At 72.5% G+C, this 17,516-nt stretch carries 13 protein-coding genes; 11 read left to right on the top strand and 2 right to left on the bottom strand.

Annotated features, from left to right (window positions below; translation table 11 throughout):
* Positions 1-50 precede the first annotated feature (50 nt).
* The 7 genes from IE140_RS36630 (at position 51) to IE140_RS21245 (ending at position 9,234) form a co-directional block, all read left to right on the top strand.
* Positions 51-122: a putative leader peptide gene (locus IE140_RS36630; RefSeq protein WP_351768172.1), complete on the top strand. Its 72-nt coding sequence runs from the start codon at positions 51-53 to the stop codon at positions 120-122.
* Positions 123-388: 266 nt separating this feature from the next.
* Entirely contained in the window at positions 389-2,008 is a 1,620-nt protein-coding gene (locus tag IE140_RS21270) for an ABC transporter substrate-binding protein (RefSeq protein WP_150196932.1), read from the top strand.
* A 1-nt stretch (position 2,009) separates the two neighbouring features.
* Complete coding sequence (locus IE140_RS21265; RefSeq protein WP_150196931.1) at positions 2,010-2,954, top strand: ABC transporter permease; 945 nt, start codon at positions 2,010-2,012, stop codon at positions 2,952-2,954.
* 5 nt (positions 2,955-2,959) lie between these two features.
* Positions 2,960-3,865: an ABC transporter permease gene (locus IE140_RS21260; RefSeq protein WP_189460620.1), complete on the top strand. Its 906-nt coding sequence runs from the start codon at positions 2,960-2,962 to the stop codon at positions 3,863-3,865.
* Complete coding sequence (locus IE140_RS21255) at positions 3,862-5,736, top strand: ABC transporter ATP-binding protein (RefSeq protein ID WP_189460617.1); 1,875 nt, start codon at positions 3,862-3,864, stop codon at positions 5,734-5,736. The genes IE140_RS21260 and IE140_RS21255 overlap by 4 nt, the downstream gene beginning before the upstream one ends.
* Positions 5,733-6,677, top strand: a complete 945-nt coding sequence (locus IE140_RS21250; RefSeq protein WP_229826858.1) for a formylglycine-generating enzyme family protein — start codon at positions 5,733-5,735, stop codon at positions 6,675-6,677. The genes IE140_RS21255 and IE140_RS21250 overlap by 4 nt, the downstream gene beginning before the upstream one ends.
* A gap of 238 nt (positions 6,678-6,915) precedes the next feature.
* Positions 6,916-9,234, top strand: coding sequence for an arylsulfatase (locus IE140_RS21245; RefSeq protein WP_150197040.1), 2,319 nt, complete (start codon positions 6,916-6,918; stop codon positions 9,232-9,234).
* Between the two features lie 43 nt (positions 9,235-9,277).
* Here IE140_RS21245 and IE140_RS21240 read toward each other — a convergent pair whose 3' ends face one another.
* A complete protein-coding gene (locus IE140_RS21240; RefSeq protein ID WP_032775780.1) occupies positions 9,278-9,622 on the bottom strand; it encodes a MerR family transcriptional regulator in 345 nt (114 codons plus the stop codon).
* 58 nt (positions 9,623-9,680) lie between these two features.
* On the opposite strand from IE140_RS21240, the gene IE140_RS21235 reads away from it, so the two are divergent.
* Positions 9,681-10,496, top strand: a complete 816-nt coding sequence (locus IE140_RS21235) for an aminotransferase class IV family protein (RefSeq protein ID WP_150197039.1) — start codon at positions 9,681-9,683, stop codon at positions 10,494-10,496.
* A gap of 34 nt (positions 10,497-10,530) precedes the next feature.
* Here the strand turns inward: IE140_RS21235 and IE140_RS21230 are convergent, their stop codons facing one another.
* Positions 10,531-12,357 (bottom strand): glycoside hydrolase family 15 protein, encoded by a 1,827-nt coding sequence (locus tag IE140_RS21230; RefSeq protein ID WP_150197038.1) that lies wholly within the window; start codon positions 12,355-12,357, stop codon positions 10,531-10,533.
* Positions 12,358-12,775: 418 nt separating this feature from the next.
* Here IE140_RS21230 and pyrG point away from each other — a divergent pair, with 418 nt between their 5' ends.
* The 3 genes from pyrG (at position 12,776) to IE140_RS21215 (ending at position 17,482) form a co-directional block, all read left to right on the top strand.
* The gene (pyrG, locus tag IE140_RS21225; RefSeq protein ID WP_109178068.1) at positions 12,776-14,443 is read left to right on the top strand and encodes a CTP synthase; all 1,668 of its coding nucleotides are present in this window, start codon (positions 12,776-12,778) and stop codon (positions 14,441-14,443) included.
* A gap of 87 nt (positions 14,444-14,530) precedes the next feature.
* Complete coding sequence (locus IE140_RS21220) at positions 14,531-15,157, top strand: NUDIX domain-containing protein (protein WP_032775774.1); 627 nt, start codon at positions 14,531-14,533, stop codon at positions 15,155-15,157.
* A gap of 183 nt (positions 15,158-15,340) precedes the next feature.
* On the top strand, positions 15,341-17,482 hold the full coding sequence (locus tag IE140_RS21215) for an ATP-binding protein (RefSeq protein WP_150197037.1): 2,142 nt from the start codon (positions 15,341-15,343) through the stop codon (positions 17,480-17,482).
* The last annotated feature ends 34 nt before the right edge of the window (positions 17,483-17,516 follow it).

The following is a 17,516-nucleotide window of genomic DNA, read 5'->3' as shown; positions in this document are numbered from 1 at the left end:
GGTTGACCGCTCGCCGAAGCCACTGTCATATTGCTCCCGTGAACCCGGACATGCGCCTCATCTCCCGCAGGCACGTCGACCTCTGTCGACAGGCCAGCGCGGTCTGTGCCGTCCGCATCTGACACCGGATCTCCCGCACACCACCCGCGCCTCCGGGGCCCCGTGTACCCGTGACCTCGCGCACCCGTGACCATGCGCTTCGGCGTCCGCTGAGATCCGAGAGCTTCCCGTACGTCCGTCGCTGATCCGCAGGCGATCGGCCTGTCACTCGTCGGTCGTCCGATCCCGTGCCGCCCCCGTGCTGCTCCACGCCGTCCCCGTACCCCTGCGCATCGCCGGGCATCAATTGCTCCCGCAGCGGAATTAATTACTCACAGGCAGGCTTCCCATGACCGAGCTGTTCCCCGCCTCGCCCCCGCTCTCGCCCCTGCCCGCCGGGGGCCCCTCCCGTCGCACCGCTCTGCGTGCCGCGGGTGGCGGCTCCCTGCTGCTCGGACTGGGCCTGGCGGGCTGCCGCTCGGCGGTCTCCGAGGCCTCGTCCGACCCGAAGAAGGCTGCGGCAGGCGCCGCTCCGAAGCGCGGAGGTGTCCTCAGCGTCGCCATCAACGCCGACTTCACCCCCGCCCTGCTCTTCGCCCAGAGCGGCCAGTCCCTCCAGCAGCGGCTGATCTACAACACCCTCACCCGCTACGACGGCGACCTCACCCCGAAGCCGGAGCTCGCCACCTCCTGGACGTACGCGAAGGACGGGCGCAGCATCACGCTGAACCTCCGCGACGACGTGACCTTCCACGACGGCCGGGCCTTCACCGCCGACGACGTGATCTTCGCCGTGAAGAACCTCCAGAACCCCGTCCGGGCAGCCCAGTTGCGCAGCACGGCCGCCGCGGTCACCGGGTTCGAAAAGCGCGGCGACCACGAACTGGTCCTCAAGCTCGCCCACCCCGTGAACAACCTCTTCGACCTCTTCGAATTCATGATCATCACGGATGAGAAGACCGTCGAGGACGCCGTCACCGGAAAGAAGCTCATCGGCACCGGACCGTTCCGGCTGAAGAAGTGGAGCCCCGGCTCCGGCCTGACCCTGACCCGTAACGACCGCTACTGGCAGCCGGACCGCCCCTACCTCGACGGCGTCGAACTGCGCGTCATACCCCAGGCCGACGCGCTGATCTCGTCCCTGCGCTCCGGCCAGTCCCAGCTCTCCTTCCACGTACCCGGCAAGAGCCTCGGCACCGTCAAGAGCGACCCCCGGCTGAAGATCACCGACTACGACACCGGGGCCGGCGCCGTCTACCTCGGCGTCAACACCACCGTCGCCCCGCTGAACGACCGGGCCGTCCGCCAGGCCCTCGCCTGGGCCATCGACCGGGAGCGGCTCCTCGCCCAGACCCTCGGCGGCTACGGCATCGCCTCGGCCGCACCGTGGCCCAAGTCCTCGCCCGCCTTCAGCGAGGCGCACCGCACCCACTACACCCACAACCCCGGCAAGGCCCGGGAGCTGCTGAGGTCCGCAGGACACCGGAAGCTCGAACTGCCGCTGCTCCACATCGCGTTGCCCGGCGACACCGCCATCGCCGAGTCCATCCAGTACGACCTCAAGCAGATCGGCGTCCACGTCACGCTGGAGCCGACCGACGGGGCCGCCGCGCAGAAGAAGCTGATCGCGCAGCAGATGCCCGCGCTCTGGTCCATGGGCCACGGCTTCGCCCAGGTCCAGCCGTCCACCCTCGCGGTGAGCGCGTACCCGTTCAACGAGGCCAAGAACACCTCCGAGTACCGCTCCGCGGCGTACACGAAGGTCGTCCGGGAGGCATGGACGAAGCCGGAGTCGGGCGTCGCCGGGGCCAACACCCTGCACGAGAAGATCTCCGGCATCCTGCTGGAGGAGGCGTTCATCATCGACCTCGTCGTCCGCGGCCAGGTCCAGGTCAACGCCGACCGGCTGCACGGCGTCACCCAGAACAAGTTCTCCTATCTCAACCTCGACGACGCCTACCTGGTGTGACATGCGCAGCTACTTGCTGAGGCGGCTGCCGTCCGCCCTCCTCGTCCTGTTCGCCGCCTCCTTCCTCATCTTCGCGATCCTGCGGCTCGTCCCCGGCGACCCCGCGACCTCCCTCGCCGGGCCCGACGCCTCCCCGGCCACCGTCGCCGCGATCCGCGACCGGCTCGGCCTCGACGCACCTCTCCTCTCCCAGTACGCCCACTGGATCGGGTCCCTGCTCACCGGCGACCTCGGACCCTCGTACGCGATCGGCGGCGATGTCTCCGACCTGATCGGCGACGGGCTCGGCGCCACCACCGAACTGACCCTGGCCGCGCTGCTGTTCGTCATCCTGCTCGGTACGGCCTTCGGTATCCTCGGGGCCACCTCCCGCAGCCGCTGGATCCGCAGCGCGATCCGGGTCACCACGACCGCCGCGCTCGCCGCGCCGCCGTTCGTCAGCGGAGTGCTCCTCGTGGTGCTGTTCGCCGTGGTCCTCGGCGTCCTGCCGCCGGGCGGCCGGGTGGCCTTTTTCGACGCCCCCGACCTCGCGGCGCAGTACCTGCTGCTGCCCGCGCTCTGCCTCGCCCTGCCCAGTGCCGCCGTCCTCGGCCGCTACCTCAAGGACGGGATCGAACGCGCGCTCGCCGAGGACTGCATCCGCACTGCCACGGCCGCCGGTATCGCCCCGCGCCGGCTGCTGTGGCGGCACGCGCTGCCGGGCGCCCTCCCGCCCGTCGTCACCCTGCTCGGCATGCAGACCGGGCACCTGCTCGGCGGAGCCGTCCTGGTCGAGGCGATCTTCGCCTGGCCGGGCCTCGGCCAGCTCGCCGAACAGGGCCTCCAGCGCCGCGACTACCCCGTCGTCCAGGACCTGCTGCTCCTCCTGGTCGCCGCCTTCGTCGTCGTCCAACTGCTCACCGACCTCGTCCACGCCTGGCTCGACCCCCGGATCAGGTGGGAGTGACCGCCATGACCCCGACCCCCGACCTCGCCCCGGCGTCCCCGGAGGCCCTGCCCGACAGCCTGCGGAAACCCGTGGGCGCGCGCAAGGCCGTACGCCCCCGCCACCCCTACCGCGCCGCCCTCTCCACCGCCCGCGCCCGCACCGGCCTCGTCCTCGTCGGCGTGGTGGTCCTCGCCGGGCTGCTCGCCCCGGTCCTGGCCGGGCACGGGCCCACCGACCAGAGCGGCCAGAGCCTCGCCGCCCTCGGTACGCCCGGCCACCCGCTCGGCACCGACGACCTCGGCCGCGACCTGCTCAGCCGGGTGCTGTACGGCATCCGCGCCGACCTCGGGATCATCGCGATCGCCGTTCCCCTCGGCGCGGCCCTCGGCTGCCTGTTCGCCCTGGCAGCGGCGGCCCACCCGGTCGCCGACACCCTCGTGCAGCGGGTCTTCGACCTCATCCTGGCCTTCCCGGGCCTGATCCTCGCGCTCGCCGTCACCGCGATCCTCGGCCCCGGCCGGCTGCCCGTCGTCCTGGTCATCGCGCTCGCCGAGATCCCGGCGTTCGGACGGCTGCTGCGCGGCGGGATCCTCGTGCAGCGGGAGCGGGAGTACGTCACCGCCGCCCGGGTCGGCGGCAGTTCGGGCCCCCGGGTGCTCGTCCGGCACATCCTGCCCAACGCCGCCGACCCGCTGATCGTCCAGATCGCCGTGTCGCTGACCGTCGCCGTCTTCATCGAGGGCGCCATGAGCTTCCTCGGCGTCGGCGTCCGGCCGCCCGAGCCGACGCTCGGCTCCGTCCTGAGCCAGTCGATGCCCTACCTCGACCAGGCCCCGCACTTCGCCGCCGGGCCGCTGATCACCGTGACCGCGCTCGTCCTCGGACTCTCGCTCATCGCCGAGGCGCTCAACCGGGAGACACGCCGATGACCGCACCGGACCCCGCCTCCCCGCGGCCGCCCCGCCCCCTCCTCGAAGTCCGCGGCCTCGGCGTCGACTTCACCGGTCCCGACGGCTCGCCCCTGCACGCCGTGCGCGGCCTCTCCTTCACCCTGCGCCGGGGCGAGACGCTCGCCGTCGTCGGCGAGTCCGGCTCGGGCAAGTCCACCACCGCGCTCGCCCTGACCCGGATGCTCCCGGGCACCGGCCGCATCACCACCGGCTCCGTCCTCCTGGACGGCCAGGACCTCGCCGCCGCCACCGACGAGGAGCTGCGTGCGGTGCGCGGCGCGCGCATCGGCATGATCTTCCAGGACCCGATGACGGCGCTGAACCCGGTGCTCAGCGTCGGCCGCCACCTGGACGAGGTGCTGCGAGCCCATGGGGAACGCGACCGAGCCGCCCGCCGGGCCCGCGCCGTCGACCTCCTCGACCGGGTCGGCATCCCCGAACCCCACCGGCGTATCGACGACCACCCGCACCAGTTCTCCGGCGGCCAGCGCCAGCGCATCCTCATCGCCATGGCCCTCGCCGGCGAACCCGACATCCTGCTCGCCGACGAACCCACCACCGCACTCGACGCCACCGTCCAGGAGCAGATCCTCACCCTCCTCGCCGACCTCAACCGCGAGACCGGCACCGCACTCGTCCTCATCACCCACAACATGGGCGTCGTCGCCCGCTCCTGCGCACGCGTCCTCGTCATGTACGGCGGCACCGTCGTGGAGGACGGGCCCACCGCCGAAGTGCTCACCCGACCCCGCCACCCGTACACCGCAGGCCTCCTCGCCGCCGTGCCCCGGCTCTCCGCCCCCTCCGGCACCCGGCTCACCGGCATCCCCGGCAGCCCGCCCGACCTCGCGCTGCTCGGCGACGGCTGCGCGTTCGCGGCGCGCTGCACGCTCGCCGAGGACCGCTGCCGTACGGGGACGCCGCCGCTCGTCGAGCTGACCGACGGGGTGCGGGCCGCCTGCCTGCCCGCCGCCGGGCGCACCGAACCACTGCCCGCGCCCCCGCCGCCCGCCCGGATCGACCGGCCCGCGCCCGGGGCCGTGGTCCTGGAGGCGGAGGGGCTCGTCAAGACGTACCGGCGGCGCGGCGTCCGTGGGGCCGGGTTCACCGCGCTGGACCGGGTGTCGCTGACCCTGGCCGAGGGGGAGACCCTGGGCATCGTCGGGGAGTCGGGCTCCGGCAAGTCGACCCTCGCCCGGGTCCTCGCCCACGCCCACCCCTCGGACGGCGGCACGCTGCGGCTGCGCGGCGAGGACGTCACCCGGCCCTCGCGGCGGGCGCTGCACGCGGTGCGCCGGCAGGTCCAGATGGTGTTCCAGGACCCCTACGCCTCCCTCAACCCCCGCATGACCGTCGGGCAGATCGTCGCCGAGCCGCTCATCGCCTTCGGCCTCGGCGACCGGGACGAGCGGGCGGCCCGGGTCGCCGAGCTGCTCACCCTCGCCGGTCTCGACCCGGCCGTGGCCGACCGGCACCCGCGCGCGTTCTCCGGCGGCCAGCGCCAGCGGATCGGGATCGCCCGGGCGCTCGCCCCCGGCCCGTCCGTCCTCATCTGCGACGAACCGGTCTCCGCGCTCGACGTCTCGGTCCAGGCGCAGATCGTCGGCCTGCTCACCGACCTCCAGCGGGACCTGGGCCTCGCCCTCGTCTTCATCGCCCACGACCTCGCCGTCGTCCGCCAGGTCAGCCACCGCATCGCGGTCATGCACCGGGGCCGGATCGTGGAGAGCGGCAGCGCCGACGAGGTCTGCGAACACCCCCAGGACCCGTACACCCGGGCCCTGCTGGCGGCGGCACCCGAGCCCGTACCCGTACAGCACACACCCCGGAAGGCCGAGGCACTCGCATGAGCGCGTGCTGCGCGCCCGGACGCGCCTGCACGGGAGGGGCGTCCGCGACGGCCGTCCTGCCGATCCCGGCGGTACGCCGACCGGCCGCCACCACCACGAGAGGCGTGATGGCCGAACTCCCGGGCGGCACCTTCCGGATGGGCGACGCCTTCGGCGAGGGCTGCCACGCCGACCGGGAAGGGCCCGTACGGGACGTCATCGTCGCCCCCTTCGCCATCGACACCACCGCCGTCACCAACACCGACTGGGCTGCCTTCGCCGCCGCCACCGGCTACCGCACCGACGCCGAACGCCACGGCAGCAGTTACGTCTTCCACCTGCTGGTCCACCCGAAGGCCGCCGAGCGCCACATCCTCGGGCGGGTGCCCGGCGCGCCCTGGTGGCTCGGTGTCGCGGGCGCGACCTGGGACGCGCCGGAGGGGCCCGGCTCCGACCTCGCGGACCGGGCCGACCACCCCGTCGTGCACATCTCGTACGACGACGCCCTCGCCTACTGCGACTGGACCGGGACCCGGCTGCCCACCGAGGCGGAATGGGAGTACGCGGCGCGCGGCGGCCTGGCCGGGGCGCGCTATCCGTGGGGCGACGACTTCACGCCCGGCGGCCGCGAGATGTGCAACACCTGGCTCGGCCGCTTCCCGCACCGCTCGGCCCGGCCCGGCGGCCGCACCGGCACCGTGCCCGTCACCGCGTACGAACCCAACGGCTACGGGCTCCACAACACCTCCGGCAACGTCTGGGAGTGGTGCGCGGACGCCTTCGGGCCCGGCGAACGCGTCATCCGGGGCGGCTCCTACCTCTGCCACGCCTCCTACTGCAACCGCTACCGGGTCGCAGCCCGCTCCCACAACTCTCCCGACTCCTCGACCGGACACGGCGGCTTCCGCCGCGCCCGCGAGCTGCTACCGGGCCACACGACAGCTGAAGGGGCCACCGCGTGAAGGCCGTCATGGTGATGTTCGACAGCCTCAACCGGCAGCGGCCGACGCCGTCCGCCGGATCGTCCCCGGCCTTCTCGACACCGAGCTGCCCACGATCCGGGGCGACTCCACCCTCCTCCAGATCGCCGCCTTCACCGGCCACCCCGGGGCGCGCACAGCTCACCGCCGTCGCCGACGAACTCGCCCGCCTCTTCCCCGTACCGGATGACCACCCCAGCAACGACGGAGAGCCCAGCCGATGACCGCCACCCCGACCCGCCGCGACCCCTACGACGGCTTCCCCGGCCGGATCGGCCGCACCTTCGCCGAGTCCGAACCCTCCTGGCCGCAGCGCCCCACCCCGGACGCCAAAGCCCCCAACATCGTCGTCGTCCTCGTCGACGACATGGGCTACAGCGACATCGGCCCCTTCGGCTCCGAGATCGCCACCCCCACCCTCGACGCGCTCGCCGAGGCCGGCGTACGGCTCAGCAACTACCACACCATGCCGCTCTGCTCCCCGGCCCGCGCCGCCCTGCTCACCGGCCTCAACCCGCACCGCGTCGGCTACTCCATGGTCGCCAACTCCGACCCGGGCTTCCCCGGTTACGGCATGGAGATCGCCGACGACATCCCCACCCTCGCCGAACTGCTCCACGACAACGGCTACGCCACCTACGCCGTCGGCAAATGGCACCTGGTCCGCGACTCCGCCTCCAACGCCGCCGACGACCGGGCCAACTGGCCCCTGAACAAGGGCTTCGACCAGTACTACGGCGTCCTCGAAGGCCTCACCAGCCTCTTCCACCCGCACCAACTGGTCCGCGACAACAGCCCGCTGGACATCGACGACTTCGCCGACGACTACTACTACACCGACGACATCACCGACCAGGCGATCTCCATGGTGAAGTCGCTCCGCGCCCACGACCCCGACAAGCCGTTCCTCCTCTACCTCGCCCACAACGCCGTCCACGGCCCGCTCCAGGCCAAGCCCGAGGACATCGCCCGCCACCGGGGCCGCTACGACGAGGGCTGGGACGTCCTGCGGGAACGCCGCTTCGCCGCCCAGCTCGCCGCCGGACTCCTCCCGCCCGGCACCGAACTGCCCGACCGCAACAGCGAGGCCGGACTCGACGTCCCCGCCTGGGACAGCCTCACCCCGGAGCAACAGAAGCTCTACGCCCGCTACATGGAGGTGTACGCGGCGCTCGTCGACAACATCGACCAGAACCTCGCCCGGCTCACCGACACCCTCGAAGCGCTCGGCGAACTCGACAACACCATCATCGTCTTCACCTCCGACAACGGCGGCACCGGCGAAGGCGGCCCGGAAGGCACCCGCTCCTACTTCAGCCGCTTCGTCCACCACCCCGCCCTCCCCGGCGACTGGACCCCCGACGTCGACCGCGACCCCGAACTCATCGGCGGCCCGCGCAGCCTCGTCCACTACCCGCGCGGCTGGGGCATGGCCTCCAACACCCCCTTCCGGCTCTACAAGGGCCACACCTACGCCGGCGGGGTCCGCGTCCCGTTCGTCCTGTCCTGGCCCCGGGGGGCCCGCGAGGGCCTGCTCGACCCGGGGGTCCGGCCCCAGTACCAGTACGTCACCGACATCATGCCCACCCTGCTGCGGCTCGCCGGCCTCGACCGCCCGGCCCAGCGGCGCGGCGTCACCCTCCAGGAACCGGACGGCGTCAGCTTCGCCCCCGTACTCGCCGACACCGGCCACGCCTCCACCCACCCCGAGCAGTACTGCGAGATGACCGGCAACCGCAGCTACTACCGGGGCGGCCACAAACTCGTCACCCTCCACCGCCCCGGCGCGCCCTACGACGACTCCGAGTGGGCGCTGTACGACATCCGCACCGACCCCACCGAGATCCACGACCTCGCCGCCGAACGCCCCGACCTGGTCAAGGAGTTGTCCGAGGCCTGGGAGGCGGCCGCCTGGCGCAACGGCGTCTTCCCGCTCCCCGACGGCAGCGGAGCCCTCGACCGCCGCAACCCCACCGAACAACGCCTCGCCCGCCCACTGACCCTGCTGTCCGGCACCCCGGAGCTGGAGCGCTACCGCTCCTCCCGGCTCATCGCGCTGCGCTCCTTCGAGATCACCGTCGTCATCGACGAGACGGGGGAGGGGGTCCTCGTCTCGCACGGCGACCAGGGCGGCGGCTACAGCCTGTACGTCGAGGGCGGACGGCTCCACCTCGCGTACAACGAATACGGCGTCCTGCACGAGACCGACGCCGGACCCCTCACACCGGGCGCACATGTCATCGCCCTTACCGCCACGGCCGAGAAGGGCCTGCGCTGGTCGTTCACGGTCGGCGTCGACGGCGAGGTGAGGGCCACGCCCCCCAGCGTCCACCAGCTCATCGGCATGGCCCCGTTCCAGGGCATCAGCATCGGGGCCGACCGCAAGTCCCCGGTCTCCTGGCCCCTGTTCGAGCGCCACCGGACCTTCCGCTACGGGGGCGTCCTGCGCTCGGTCACCTACACCCCCGGCGAGCCCGGCCCCGACGCACCGGAGGCGGTGGCCGCCGCGCTCAAGGAGGCGGCAGCGGCCTTCGAGTGAGCGCGACCACCCGGCCCCGGACGCCCCGGGGCCGGGACGGGGCTCACCGCTCGGCCAGCAGCCCCACCAGCGCGCCCCGGCTCCGCCGCAACGCCTCGATCTGCTCGTCCAGGTCCGCCAGCTCGCCGTCCAGGATCGCCCGCAGCTCCGCACACCAGTCGAAGCCCGCCTGCTCGCCCCGGGCACACGGCAGCACCTGACGGATCACCCCGGTGGAGAGCCCGGCCCGCAGCAGCGCCCGGATCTTCCGCACGGAGGCGACCGCGTCCTCGTCGTACGCGCGATAGCCGTTCGTCCCCCGCCGCGCCTCCAGCAGCCCCTGCGCCTCGTAGTACCGCAACGACCGCGCGCTGACGCCCGTCCGCCGGGACAACTCCCCGATCAGCATGGATCCCCACCCTCGACGCTTGACCTTGACACCGGTGTCAGGCTCTAACGTCCCGGCCATGAACGAAGATTCCCCGCACATCCCGTACACCGCGCACCTCGATGGCCGGCCGGCGACCACCGACGACTTGGCGCCGCTCGCCTTCTCGGGCCATGCCCACTTCACCGCCGCGCAGATCCGCGACGGGCGGATCCGGGGCCTGGACCTCCATCTGGAGCGGCTGCGGTCCGCGTCGGTGGAACTGTTCGGCCGGGCCCTGCCCGAGGACGTGGTGCGCGGCCACCTCCGTGCAGCACTTCAGGACGGACCGGCCGACATGTCGCTGACGGCCACGGTGTTCTCCACGGCGGGCGAGTTCGCCGCGCCCGACGGCGACCCGACCCTCCTGGTGCGGACCGGACCGCCGTCGTCCGGCCCCGACGGCCCGCTCGCCCTGGCGGCCGTGGAACACGAACGGTTCCTGCCGCACATCAAGCACGTCGGCGAGGTGGCCAAGACACACCTGCTCCGGCAGGCCGTCGCCGACGGATTCGACGACGCCGCCTTCCTGGACCGGGAGGGCCGCTTCAGCGAGGCGACCATCTGGAACCTGGTGTTCTGGGACGGCGAAGCGGTGGTGTGGCCCGCGGCCCGGATCCTGACCGGTACGACGCTGGGTATCGTCCGCAGGCAACTGGAGGCGCTCGGCATCGGCCAGCGGGTCGCCCCGGTCACCCCGGCCGACCTGCCCGCACTCGCCGGCGCGGCCGTCATGAACTCCTGGACCCCGGGCATCCCCGTCCACCGCATCGGCTCCACCGAGCTGCCCGCCGCGCCGCACTTCCTCCGGACGCTCCACCGGGCCTACACAGCCGAACCGCCCACCGCACCGTGAGGGGCGCGACGGGCGGTTCGGTCACGCCGCAGCCTCAGCCCACGTACGCGCCGCTGGCCGTCAGCCGCAGGGCCGTGTCGATCAGCGGGACGTGGCTGAACGCCTGCGGGAAGTTCCCCACCTGGCGCTGGAGGTTCGAGTCCCACTCCTCGGCCAGCAGACCCAGGTCGTTGCGGAGCGACAGCAGCTTCTCGAACAGCTGGCGCGCCTCGTCGACCCGGCCGATCATCGCCAGGTCGTCCGCCATCCAGAACGAGCAGGCCAGGAACGCGCCCTCGTCGCCCTCCAGACCGTCGACGCCCGCGTCCTCGCCCTCGGTGGGATAGCGCAGGATGAAGCCGTCCTCCGTGGACAGCTCCCGCTGGATCGCCTCGATCGTGCCGATGACCCGCTTGTCGTCCGGCGGCAGGAAGCCCATCTGCGGGATGAGCAGCAGGGAGGCGTCCAGCTCCTTCGACCCGTAGGACTGGGTGAAGGTGTTGCGCTCCCTGTCGTAGCCGCGCTCGCAGACGTCCCGGTGGATGTCGTCGCGGAGCTCGTACCACCGCTCCAGCGGGCCCTCCACGTCACCGGACTCGACCAGCTTGATCGTCCGGTCGACCGCGACCCACGCCATCACCTTGGAGTGCACGAAGTGGCGGCGCGGCCCGCGCACCTCCCAGATGCCCTCGTCGGGCTCCTCCCAGTGCTTCTCCAGATACTCGATCAGCTTCAGCTGGAGGCCCATGGCGTAGTCGTTGCGGGTCAGGCCCGTCATGTGCGCCAGGTGCAGCGCCTCGGTGACCTCGCCGTACACATCCAGCTGGAGCTGGTTGGCGGCGCCGTTGCCGACCCGGACCGGGGTGGAGTTCTCGTAACCGGGCAGCCAGTCCAGCTCCGCCTCGCCCAGCTCGCGCTCACCGGCGATGCCGTACATGATCTGGAGGTTCTCCGGGTCGCCCGCCACCGCCCGCAGCAGCCACTCGCGCCACGCCCTGGCCTCTTCCCGGTAGCCGGTGCGCAGCAGCGAGGAGAGGGTGATCGCGGCGTCCCGCAGCCAGGTGTAGCGGTAGTCCCAGTTCCGTACGCCCCCGATCTCCTCGGGCAGCGACGTCGTCGGCGCGGCGACGATGCCGCCGGTCGGCGCGTACGTGAGGGCCTTGAGCGTGATCAGGGAGCGGACGACCGCCTCCCGGTAGGGCCCGTGGTACGTGCACTGCTCGACCCATTCGCGCCAGAAGTTCTCCGTCGCCTCAAGCGAGTTCTCCGGCTCGGGGAGGGCGGGCGGCTCGTGGTGCGAGGGCTGCCAGCTGATCGTGAACGCCACCCGGTCGCCGGGGCCCACCGTGAAGTCGGAGTACGTCGTCAGATTCTGGCCATACGTTTCCGCTTCGGTGTCCAGCCAGACCGAATCCGGGCCGGCGACCGCGACCGTACGGTTGTCGACCTTGTGCACCCACGGCGTCACCCGGCCGTAGCTGAACCGCATCCGCAGCTCCGAGCGCATCGGCACCCGGCCGCTGACACCCTCCACGATCCGGATGAGCTGGGGCGCGCCGTCACGCGGGGGCATGAAATCGGTCACCCGTACGGTGCCGCGCGGTGTGTCCCACTCCGATTCAAGGATGAGGGAGTCGCCGCGGTATCGCCGCCGGTCGGCGGAGGCTGGTTCTGTTCCCTCCGCTCTCGCGGGGCCCAGGCGCCAGAAGCCGTGCTCCTCGGTGCCCAGCAGCCCCGCGAAGGCGGCGTGCGAGTCGAAGCGGGGGAGGCACAGCCAGTCCGCTGTGCCGTCCCGGCAGACCAGGGCGGCGGTCTGCATGTCTCCGATGAGTGCGTAATCCTCGATGCGCCCGGCCACGTGCGTCTCCAGTCGAACGGCCATGTCGCCCCGTCAAAGGGCGCTTACTGCGGGTCAAGGGGGTCGTAGGGTCTTTCACCCGGGAAGATCCGACGAGTTCCTGTACCGGTGGGCGGCCTGGGTGGTGCCGCCGCCCCGGCCGTCTCGGCAGCGAGTGTTTGAGCAGGATACGACGCACGATGAAGATCCGCGCGACGGTGTCCGCAAGATCTCTGAGCTGATCGGGTGGGACGTGAAATGCCTGAGGTGATGGTGTGACGCCCTTGTGCAGGGTGTGGCCGGAAGCAGCCTCCCGCCGTCGCTGTTACCCTGGTAGCCCGTGGACGGTGGTCGTCTCTGACAGCGGACGAGGCCCCCGAACCGCAGCGTCGGCACCCCCGGAATCCCCGGTTCGGCTGCCGTACGCACCTCAGAATCGCGACCACGGGAGCCCCCTTTGGCTATGCAGCCCACATCCACGACGACCAAGCACATCTTCGTCACCGGGGGTGTCGCCTCCTCCCTCGGCAAGGGTCTGACTGCCTCCAGCCTGGGTGCCCTGCTCAAGGCACGGGGCCTGCGGGTCACCATGCAGAAGCTCGACCCCTACCTCAACGTCGACCCCGGCACGATGAACCCGTTCCAGCACGGTGAGGTGTTCGTCACCAACGACGGCGCCGAGACCGACCTGGACATCGGCCACTACGAGCGCTTCCTCGACGTCGACCTCGACGGCTCCGCCAACGTGACGACCGGCCAGGTCTACTCCCAGGTCATCGCCAAGGAGCGGCGCGGCGAGTACCTCGGCGACACCGTCCAGGTCATCCCGCACATCACCAACGAGATCAAGCACCGCATCCGCCGCATGGCCACCGACGACGTGGACGTCGTCATCACCGAGGTCGGCGGCACGGTCGGCGACATCGAGTCGCTGCCGTTCCTGGAGACCGTCCGCCAGGTCCGCCACGAGGTCGGCCGCGACAACGTCTTCGTCGTGCACATCTCGCTGCTGCCCTACATCGGCCCCTCCGGCGAGCTGAAGACCAAGCCCACCCAGCACTCGGTCGCCGCCCTCCGCAACATCGGTATCCAGCCGGACGCCATCGTGCTGCGCGCCGACCGCGAGGTCCCCACCGCCATCAAGCGCAAGATCTCGCTGATGTGCGACGTCGACGAGGCCGCCGTGGTCGCCGCCATCGACGCCAAGTCGATCTACGACATCCCCAAGGTGCTGCACACCGAGGGCCTGGACGCCTACGTCGTGCGCAAGCTCGACCTGCCGTTCCGCGACGTCGACTGGACCACCTGGGACGACCTGCTGGACCGGGTCCACAACCCCGACCACGAGGTCACCGTCGCTCTGGTCGGCAAGTACATCGACCTGCCCGACGCGTATCTGTCGGTCACCGAGGCGATCCGCGCCGGCGGCTTCGCCAACAAGGCCCGCGTCAAGGTCAAGTGGGTCACCTCCGACGACTGCCGCACCGCAGCCGGAGCGGCCGAGCACCTCGGCGACGTGGACGCGATCTGCATCCCGGGCGGCTTCGGCGAGCGCGGTGTCGACGGCAAGGTCGGCGCCATCCGCTTCGCCCGCGAGAACAAGGTCCCGCTGCTCGGCCTCTGCCTCGGCCTCCAGTGCATCGTGATCGAGGCGGCGCGCAACCTCGCCGAGATCCCCGACGCCAACTCCACCGAGTTCGACGCCGCCACCTCCCACCCCGTCATCTCGACGATGGAGGAGCAGCTCGCGTACGTCGAGGGCGCGGGCGACCTCGGCGGCACCATGCGGCTCGGCCTCTACCCGGCCAAGCTCGCCGAGGGCTCCGTCGTGCGGGAGGCCTACGCGGGCGAGCCGTACGTCGAGGAGCGCCACCGTCACCGCTACGAGGTCAACAACGGCTACCGCGCCGAGCTGGAGAAGAAGGCCGGACTGGTCTTCTCCGGCACCTCCCCGGACAACAAGCTCGTCGAGTACGTCGAGTACCCGCGCGAGGTCCACCCCTACCTGGTCGCCACCCAGGCGCACCCGGAGCTGCGCTCGCGCCCGACCCGCCCGCACCCGCTCTTCGCGGGTCTGGTGAAGGCCGCCGTCGCGCGCCAGGTCGCCGCCGCGGAGGGCGCGGACGCGTAACACCGAGGCATTACGGTTGACCGGGGTACGGATCCGAATCGGATCGGTGCCCCGGTTTCCTTTTGGTTCGTGGGAGGACGTAGGTACATGGGTATCCAGGACACGCCCGAGGAGTGGCAGGTCACCGCGACGGTGACGCCCTTCACCGGCAACAAGACCAGCGTCCGCACCGACCAGGTGGTGATGCCCGACGGCTCCGTCCACGGCCGTGACTACCAGGTCCACCCGGGCTCCGTCGCCGTGCTCGCGATCGACGACGAGGACCGGGTCCTCGTACTGCGCCAGTACCGCCACCCGGTACGCCACCGGCTCTGGGAGATCCCGGCCGGACTGCTCGACATCCCCGGCGAGAACCCCCTGCACGCCGCCCAGCGCGAGCTGTACGAGGAGGCGCACGTCAAGGCCGAGGACTGGCGGGTGCTGACCGACGTCTACACCACGCCCGGCGGCTGCGACGAGGCCGTGCGGATCTTCCTGGCCCGGGATCTCTCCGAGGCGGAGGGCGAGCGGTACGCGGTCGCGGAGGAGGAGGCCGACATGGAGCAGGCCCGGGTGCCGCTGGACGAGCTGGTCCGCTCGGTCGTCGCGGGGGACCTGCACAACAACTGCCTCGTCGTCGGGGTGCTCGCGCTCACCGCCGTCCGCGCGGGCGACGGCGTCGGCTCGCTGCGCCCGGCCGAAGCACCGTGGCCGGCCCGGCCCTTCGAGGCCTGACGGTCCGTCCGCCGCCCCGGCCCTCCCGGTCGTACGAAATGAAGAAAAGCTGATCCGATCGAGGGATATCGGGGTCGGCCCCGCCTCGCTCCGCAGTGATCGTCCCCGCTGCTGAACTACGCTCGAACCGCGCCCGACCGGAGTTCCGGCGGGCATCGCGCGCAGCGAAGTGGAGCGTGGCTCGTGACCGATCAGGCGGTGGACACCAGCGGCCCGGCGAAGGCCCCGGGGGCCCCGGGGGCCGAGGAGCCGTCCGGCGCCGCCCCACCCCGATTCTTCGGACGCGAACGGGAGTTGAAGGATCTCCGGGCGGACATCGAGCGCGCCGGCCTGGACACCCTGGCCGGCCGCAAGGCCCCCCGCGCCCGGGTCCTGCTCATCGCGGGCCGCCCCGGCTCCGGCCGCAGCGCACTCGCCGAGGAGCTGGCCGGGGCGCTCGCCGGCACCGACACCGCCCAGGCCGCCCGGGCCGCCACGGGCGCCCTGCCCTGGGCCGTCGCGGGCACGGGCTCCGGCGACTACCCCGACGGGGTGCTGCGGGTCGGTCTCACCGACCCCGACGGCGAGCGGGTCCCCACCGAACGCACCGCCGGCGAGATCCTCGGCCTCCTCGGGATCGCGGTCCCGCCCGGCGCCGACCAGGACGAGCTGTCCGAGCTGGTCCGCGAGGCCCTGGCCGGGCGCCGCCTCGTCCTGGTCCTCGACGACGCGGCCGACGCCGAACAGGTCGACCCGCTGCTCCCGGAGAACCCCGACTGCCTGGTCCTCGCCACCGCGACCGGGCCGCTGACCGGCATCCCCGACGTCCGGCCCTGCACCCTCGGAGGGCTGGAGAAGGGCGCGGCGGTGCGGCTGCTGGCCCGCGCCATCGGCCAGGTCCGCATCACCGTCGACCCCCGCACCGCGGAGCGGCTGGCCGAGGAGTGCGGGGGACAGCCCGCGGCGCTCGCCCTGGTGGGCGGCCTGCTCGCCGCCCACCCCATGACCTCCGTCGCCGATGTCACGGGGCAGTTGCGCGAGCTGCCCGACCCCGACGAACAGCAGCCCGTCGGCGCCCGCCCGCTTGCGCGCGCCTTCCGGCTCGTCCACGACTCCCTGCCGCAGACCGCCGCCCGGATACTGCGCCTGCTGGCCCTCGCCCCCGCCGGACTCGCCGACGCCCACACCGCCTCCGCGCTGGCCGGCTGCTCGGTCTCCGCCGCCCGCGCCACCCTCGACGACTTCGTGAAGCTCGGGCTGCTGCGGACGGACGGCGCGGCCCACCCCCAGTACGCGGTGCCCGGCTGCCTCTCCCCGATGCTGCGGGCCCTCCTGGAGGACCGGGACCGCCCGGCCGAGATCCAGCTCGCCCGCGCCCGGATGCTGGAGCGGACCGTGCGCCGCCTCCAGGCCTGCCGCGCGATCGCCGAGCCCGAGGGGTCGACCGCCCGCGGCAAGGTCGCCGGACTGCCCCGCTCGCTGCGCTTCCCGAACGCCGAGGAGGCGGGCGCCTGGCTGCGGGTCCGGCAGCCCGCCCTGCTCGCCTCGGCCCGGCTCGCCGTGGCCGACGGCGAGCTGGACACCCTGGCGCGCCGCCTGGTCGCGGCCCTGGTGCGGGCGCTGGCCGCGCACCGGGGCACCGAGGAGGCCGCCCCCGAGCTGTACGGGCTGCACGGTCTCGTGCTGGACGTGGCGCGCCGCCGCGAGCTGCCCCGTGAACAGGCCGCCGCCCTGCTGAACCTGGCCGACCTGGACGCCCGCACCGGCCGCACCCGGGAGGCGCTGACCCGCTACCGGGCCGCGCTGGACGCCGGAAAGGCCGCGAAGGACCTGTACGCCACCGGCCGCGCGATGGAATCCGTAGGCGGCGCGTACGAGGAGCTGGGGGACTACCACCGGGCCGCCGACTGGTACGGCCGGGCGCTCGCCCAGCGCCTCACCCAGGGGGAGCGGGCCGACGAGGCCCGGCTCTACGGACGGCTCGGGGCGGTCCACACGTACGCCGGGCGCTACGGCGAGGCCCTGCGGAACTGGCGCGCCGCCGCCTCCGGCCACCGCAGGCTCGGCGACCCGGCGGCCCAGGCGCGCTCGCTCAGTGAAGCCGCCCGGGTCCAGGAGTACGCGGGCCGGCCGCACGACTCGCTCCAGACCTGCCGGGAGGCCGTCGAGCTGGCCCGGAGCGCCGGTGACGTGCGGCTTCAGGCCGCGCTCCAGCTGCGGCTGGCGGACACGCTGGACCGGCTCGGGGATCCCGCGGCGGCCCGGTTGCACCGGAGCGCAGCCGATAGATTGCTGGGCGAGGAGGCCTCAGCCTACGAAATCCGTAGTGCTTCGACAGAAAATTAATGCTTTGTAAGGCTAGACAGCGCGAAGTCCTTCA

The sequence above is a fragment of the Streptomyces parvus genome, from assembly GCF_014648875.1.
Taxonomy (GTDB): Bacteria; Actinomycetota; Actinomycetes; order Streptomycetales; family Streptomycetaceae; genus Streptomyces; species Streptomyces parvus.
The sequence above is the reverse complement of the archived record's forward strand: the minus strand, read 5'-3'. Positions and strand labels throughout refer to the sequence as shown.

Excerpts from the sequence above, each read along its gene's own strand:
- IE140_RS21270 (WP_150196932.1), top strand. The coding sequence starts at position 389 with ATGACCGAGCTGTTCCCCGCCTCGCCCCCGCTCTCGCCCCTGCCCGCC.
- IE140_RS21265 (WP_150196931.1), top strand. The coding sequence starts at position 2,010 with ATGCGCAGCTACTTGCTGAGGCGGCTGCCGTCCGCCCTCCTCGTCCTG.
- IE140_RS21260 (WP_189460620.1), top strand. The coding sequence starts at position 2,960 with ATGACCCCGACCCCCGACCTCGCCCCGGCGTCCCCGGAGGCCCTGCCC.
- IE140_RS21255 (WP_189460617.1), top strand. The coding sequence starts at position 3,862 with ATGACCGCACCGGACCCCGCCTCCCCGCGGCCGCCCCGCCCCCTCCTC.
- IE140_RS21250 (WP_229826858.1), top strand. The coding sequence starts at position 5,733 with ATGAGCGCGTGCTGCGCGCCCGGACGCGCCTGCACGGGAGGGGCGTCC.
- IE140_RS21245 (WP_150197040.1), top strand. The coding sequence starts at position 6,916 with ATGACCGCCACCCCGACCCGCCGCGACCCCTACGACGGCTTCCCCGGC.
- IE140_RS21240 (WP_032775780.1), bottom strand. The coding sequence starts at position 9,622 with ATGCTGATCGGGGAGTTGTCCCGGCGGACGGGCGTCAGCGCGCGGTCG.
- IE140_RS21235 (WP_150197039.1), top strand. The coding sequence starts at position 9,681 with ATGAACGAAGATTCCCCGCACATCCCGTACACCGCGCACCTCGATGGC.
- IE140_RS21230 (WP_150197038.1), bottom strand. The coding sequence starts at position 12,357 with ATGGCCGTTCGACTGGAGACGCACGTGGCCGGGCGCATCGAGGATTAC.
- pyrG (WP_109178068.1), top strand. The coding sequence starts at position 12,776 with ATGCAGCCCACATCCACGACGACCAAGCACATCTTCGTCACCGGGGGT.
- IE140_RS21220 (WP_032775774.1), top strand. The coding sequence starts at position 14,531 with ATGGGTATCCAGGACACGCCCGAGGAGTGGCAGGTCACCGCGACGGTG.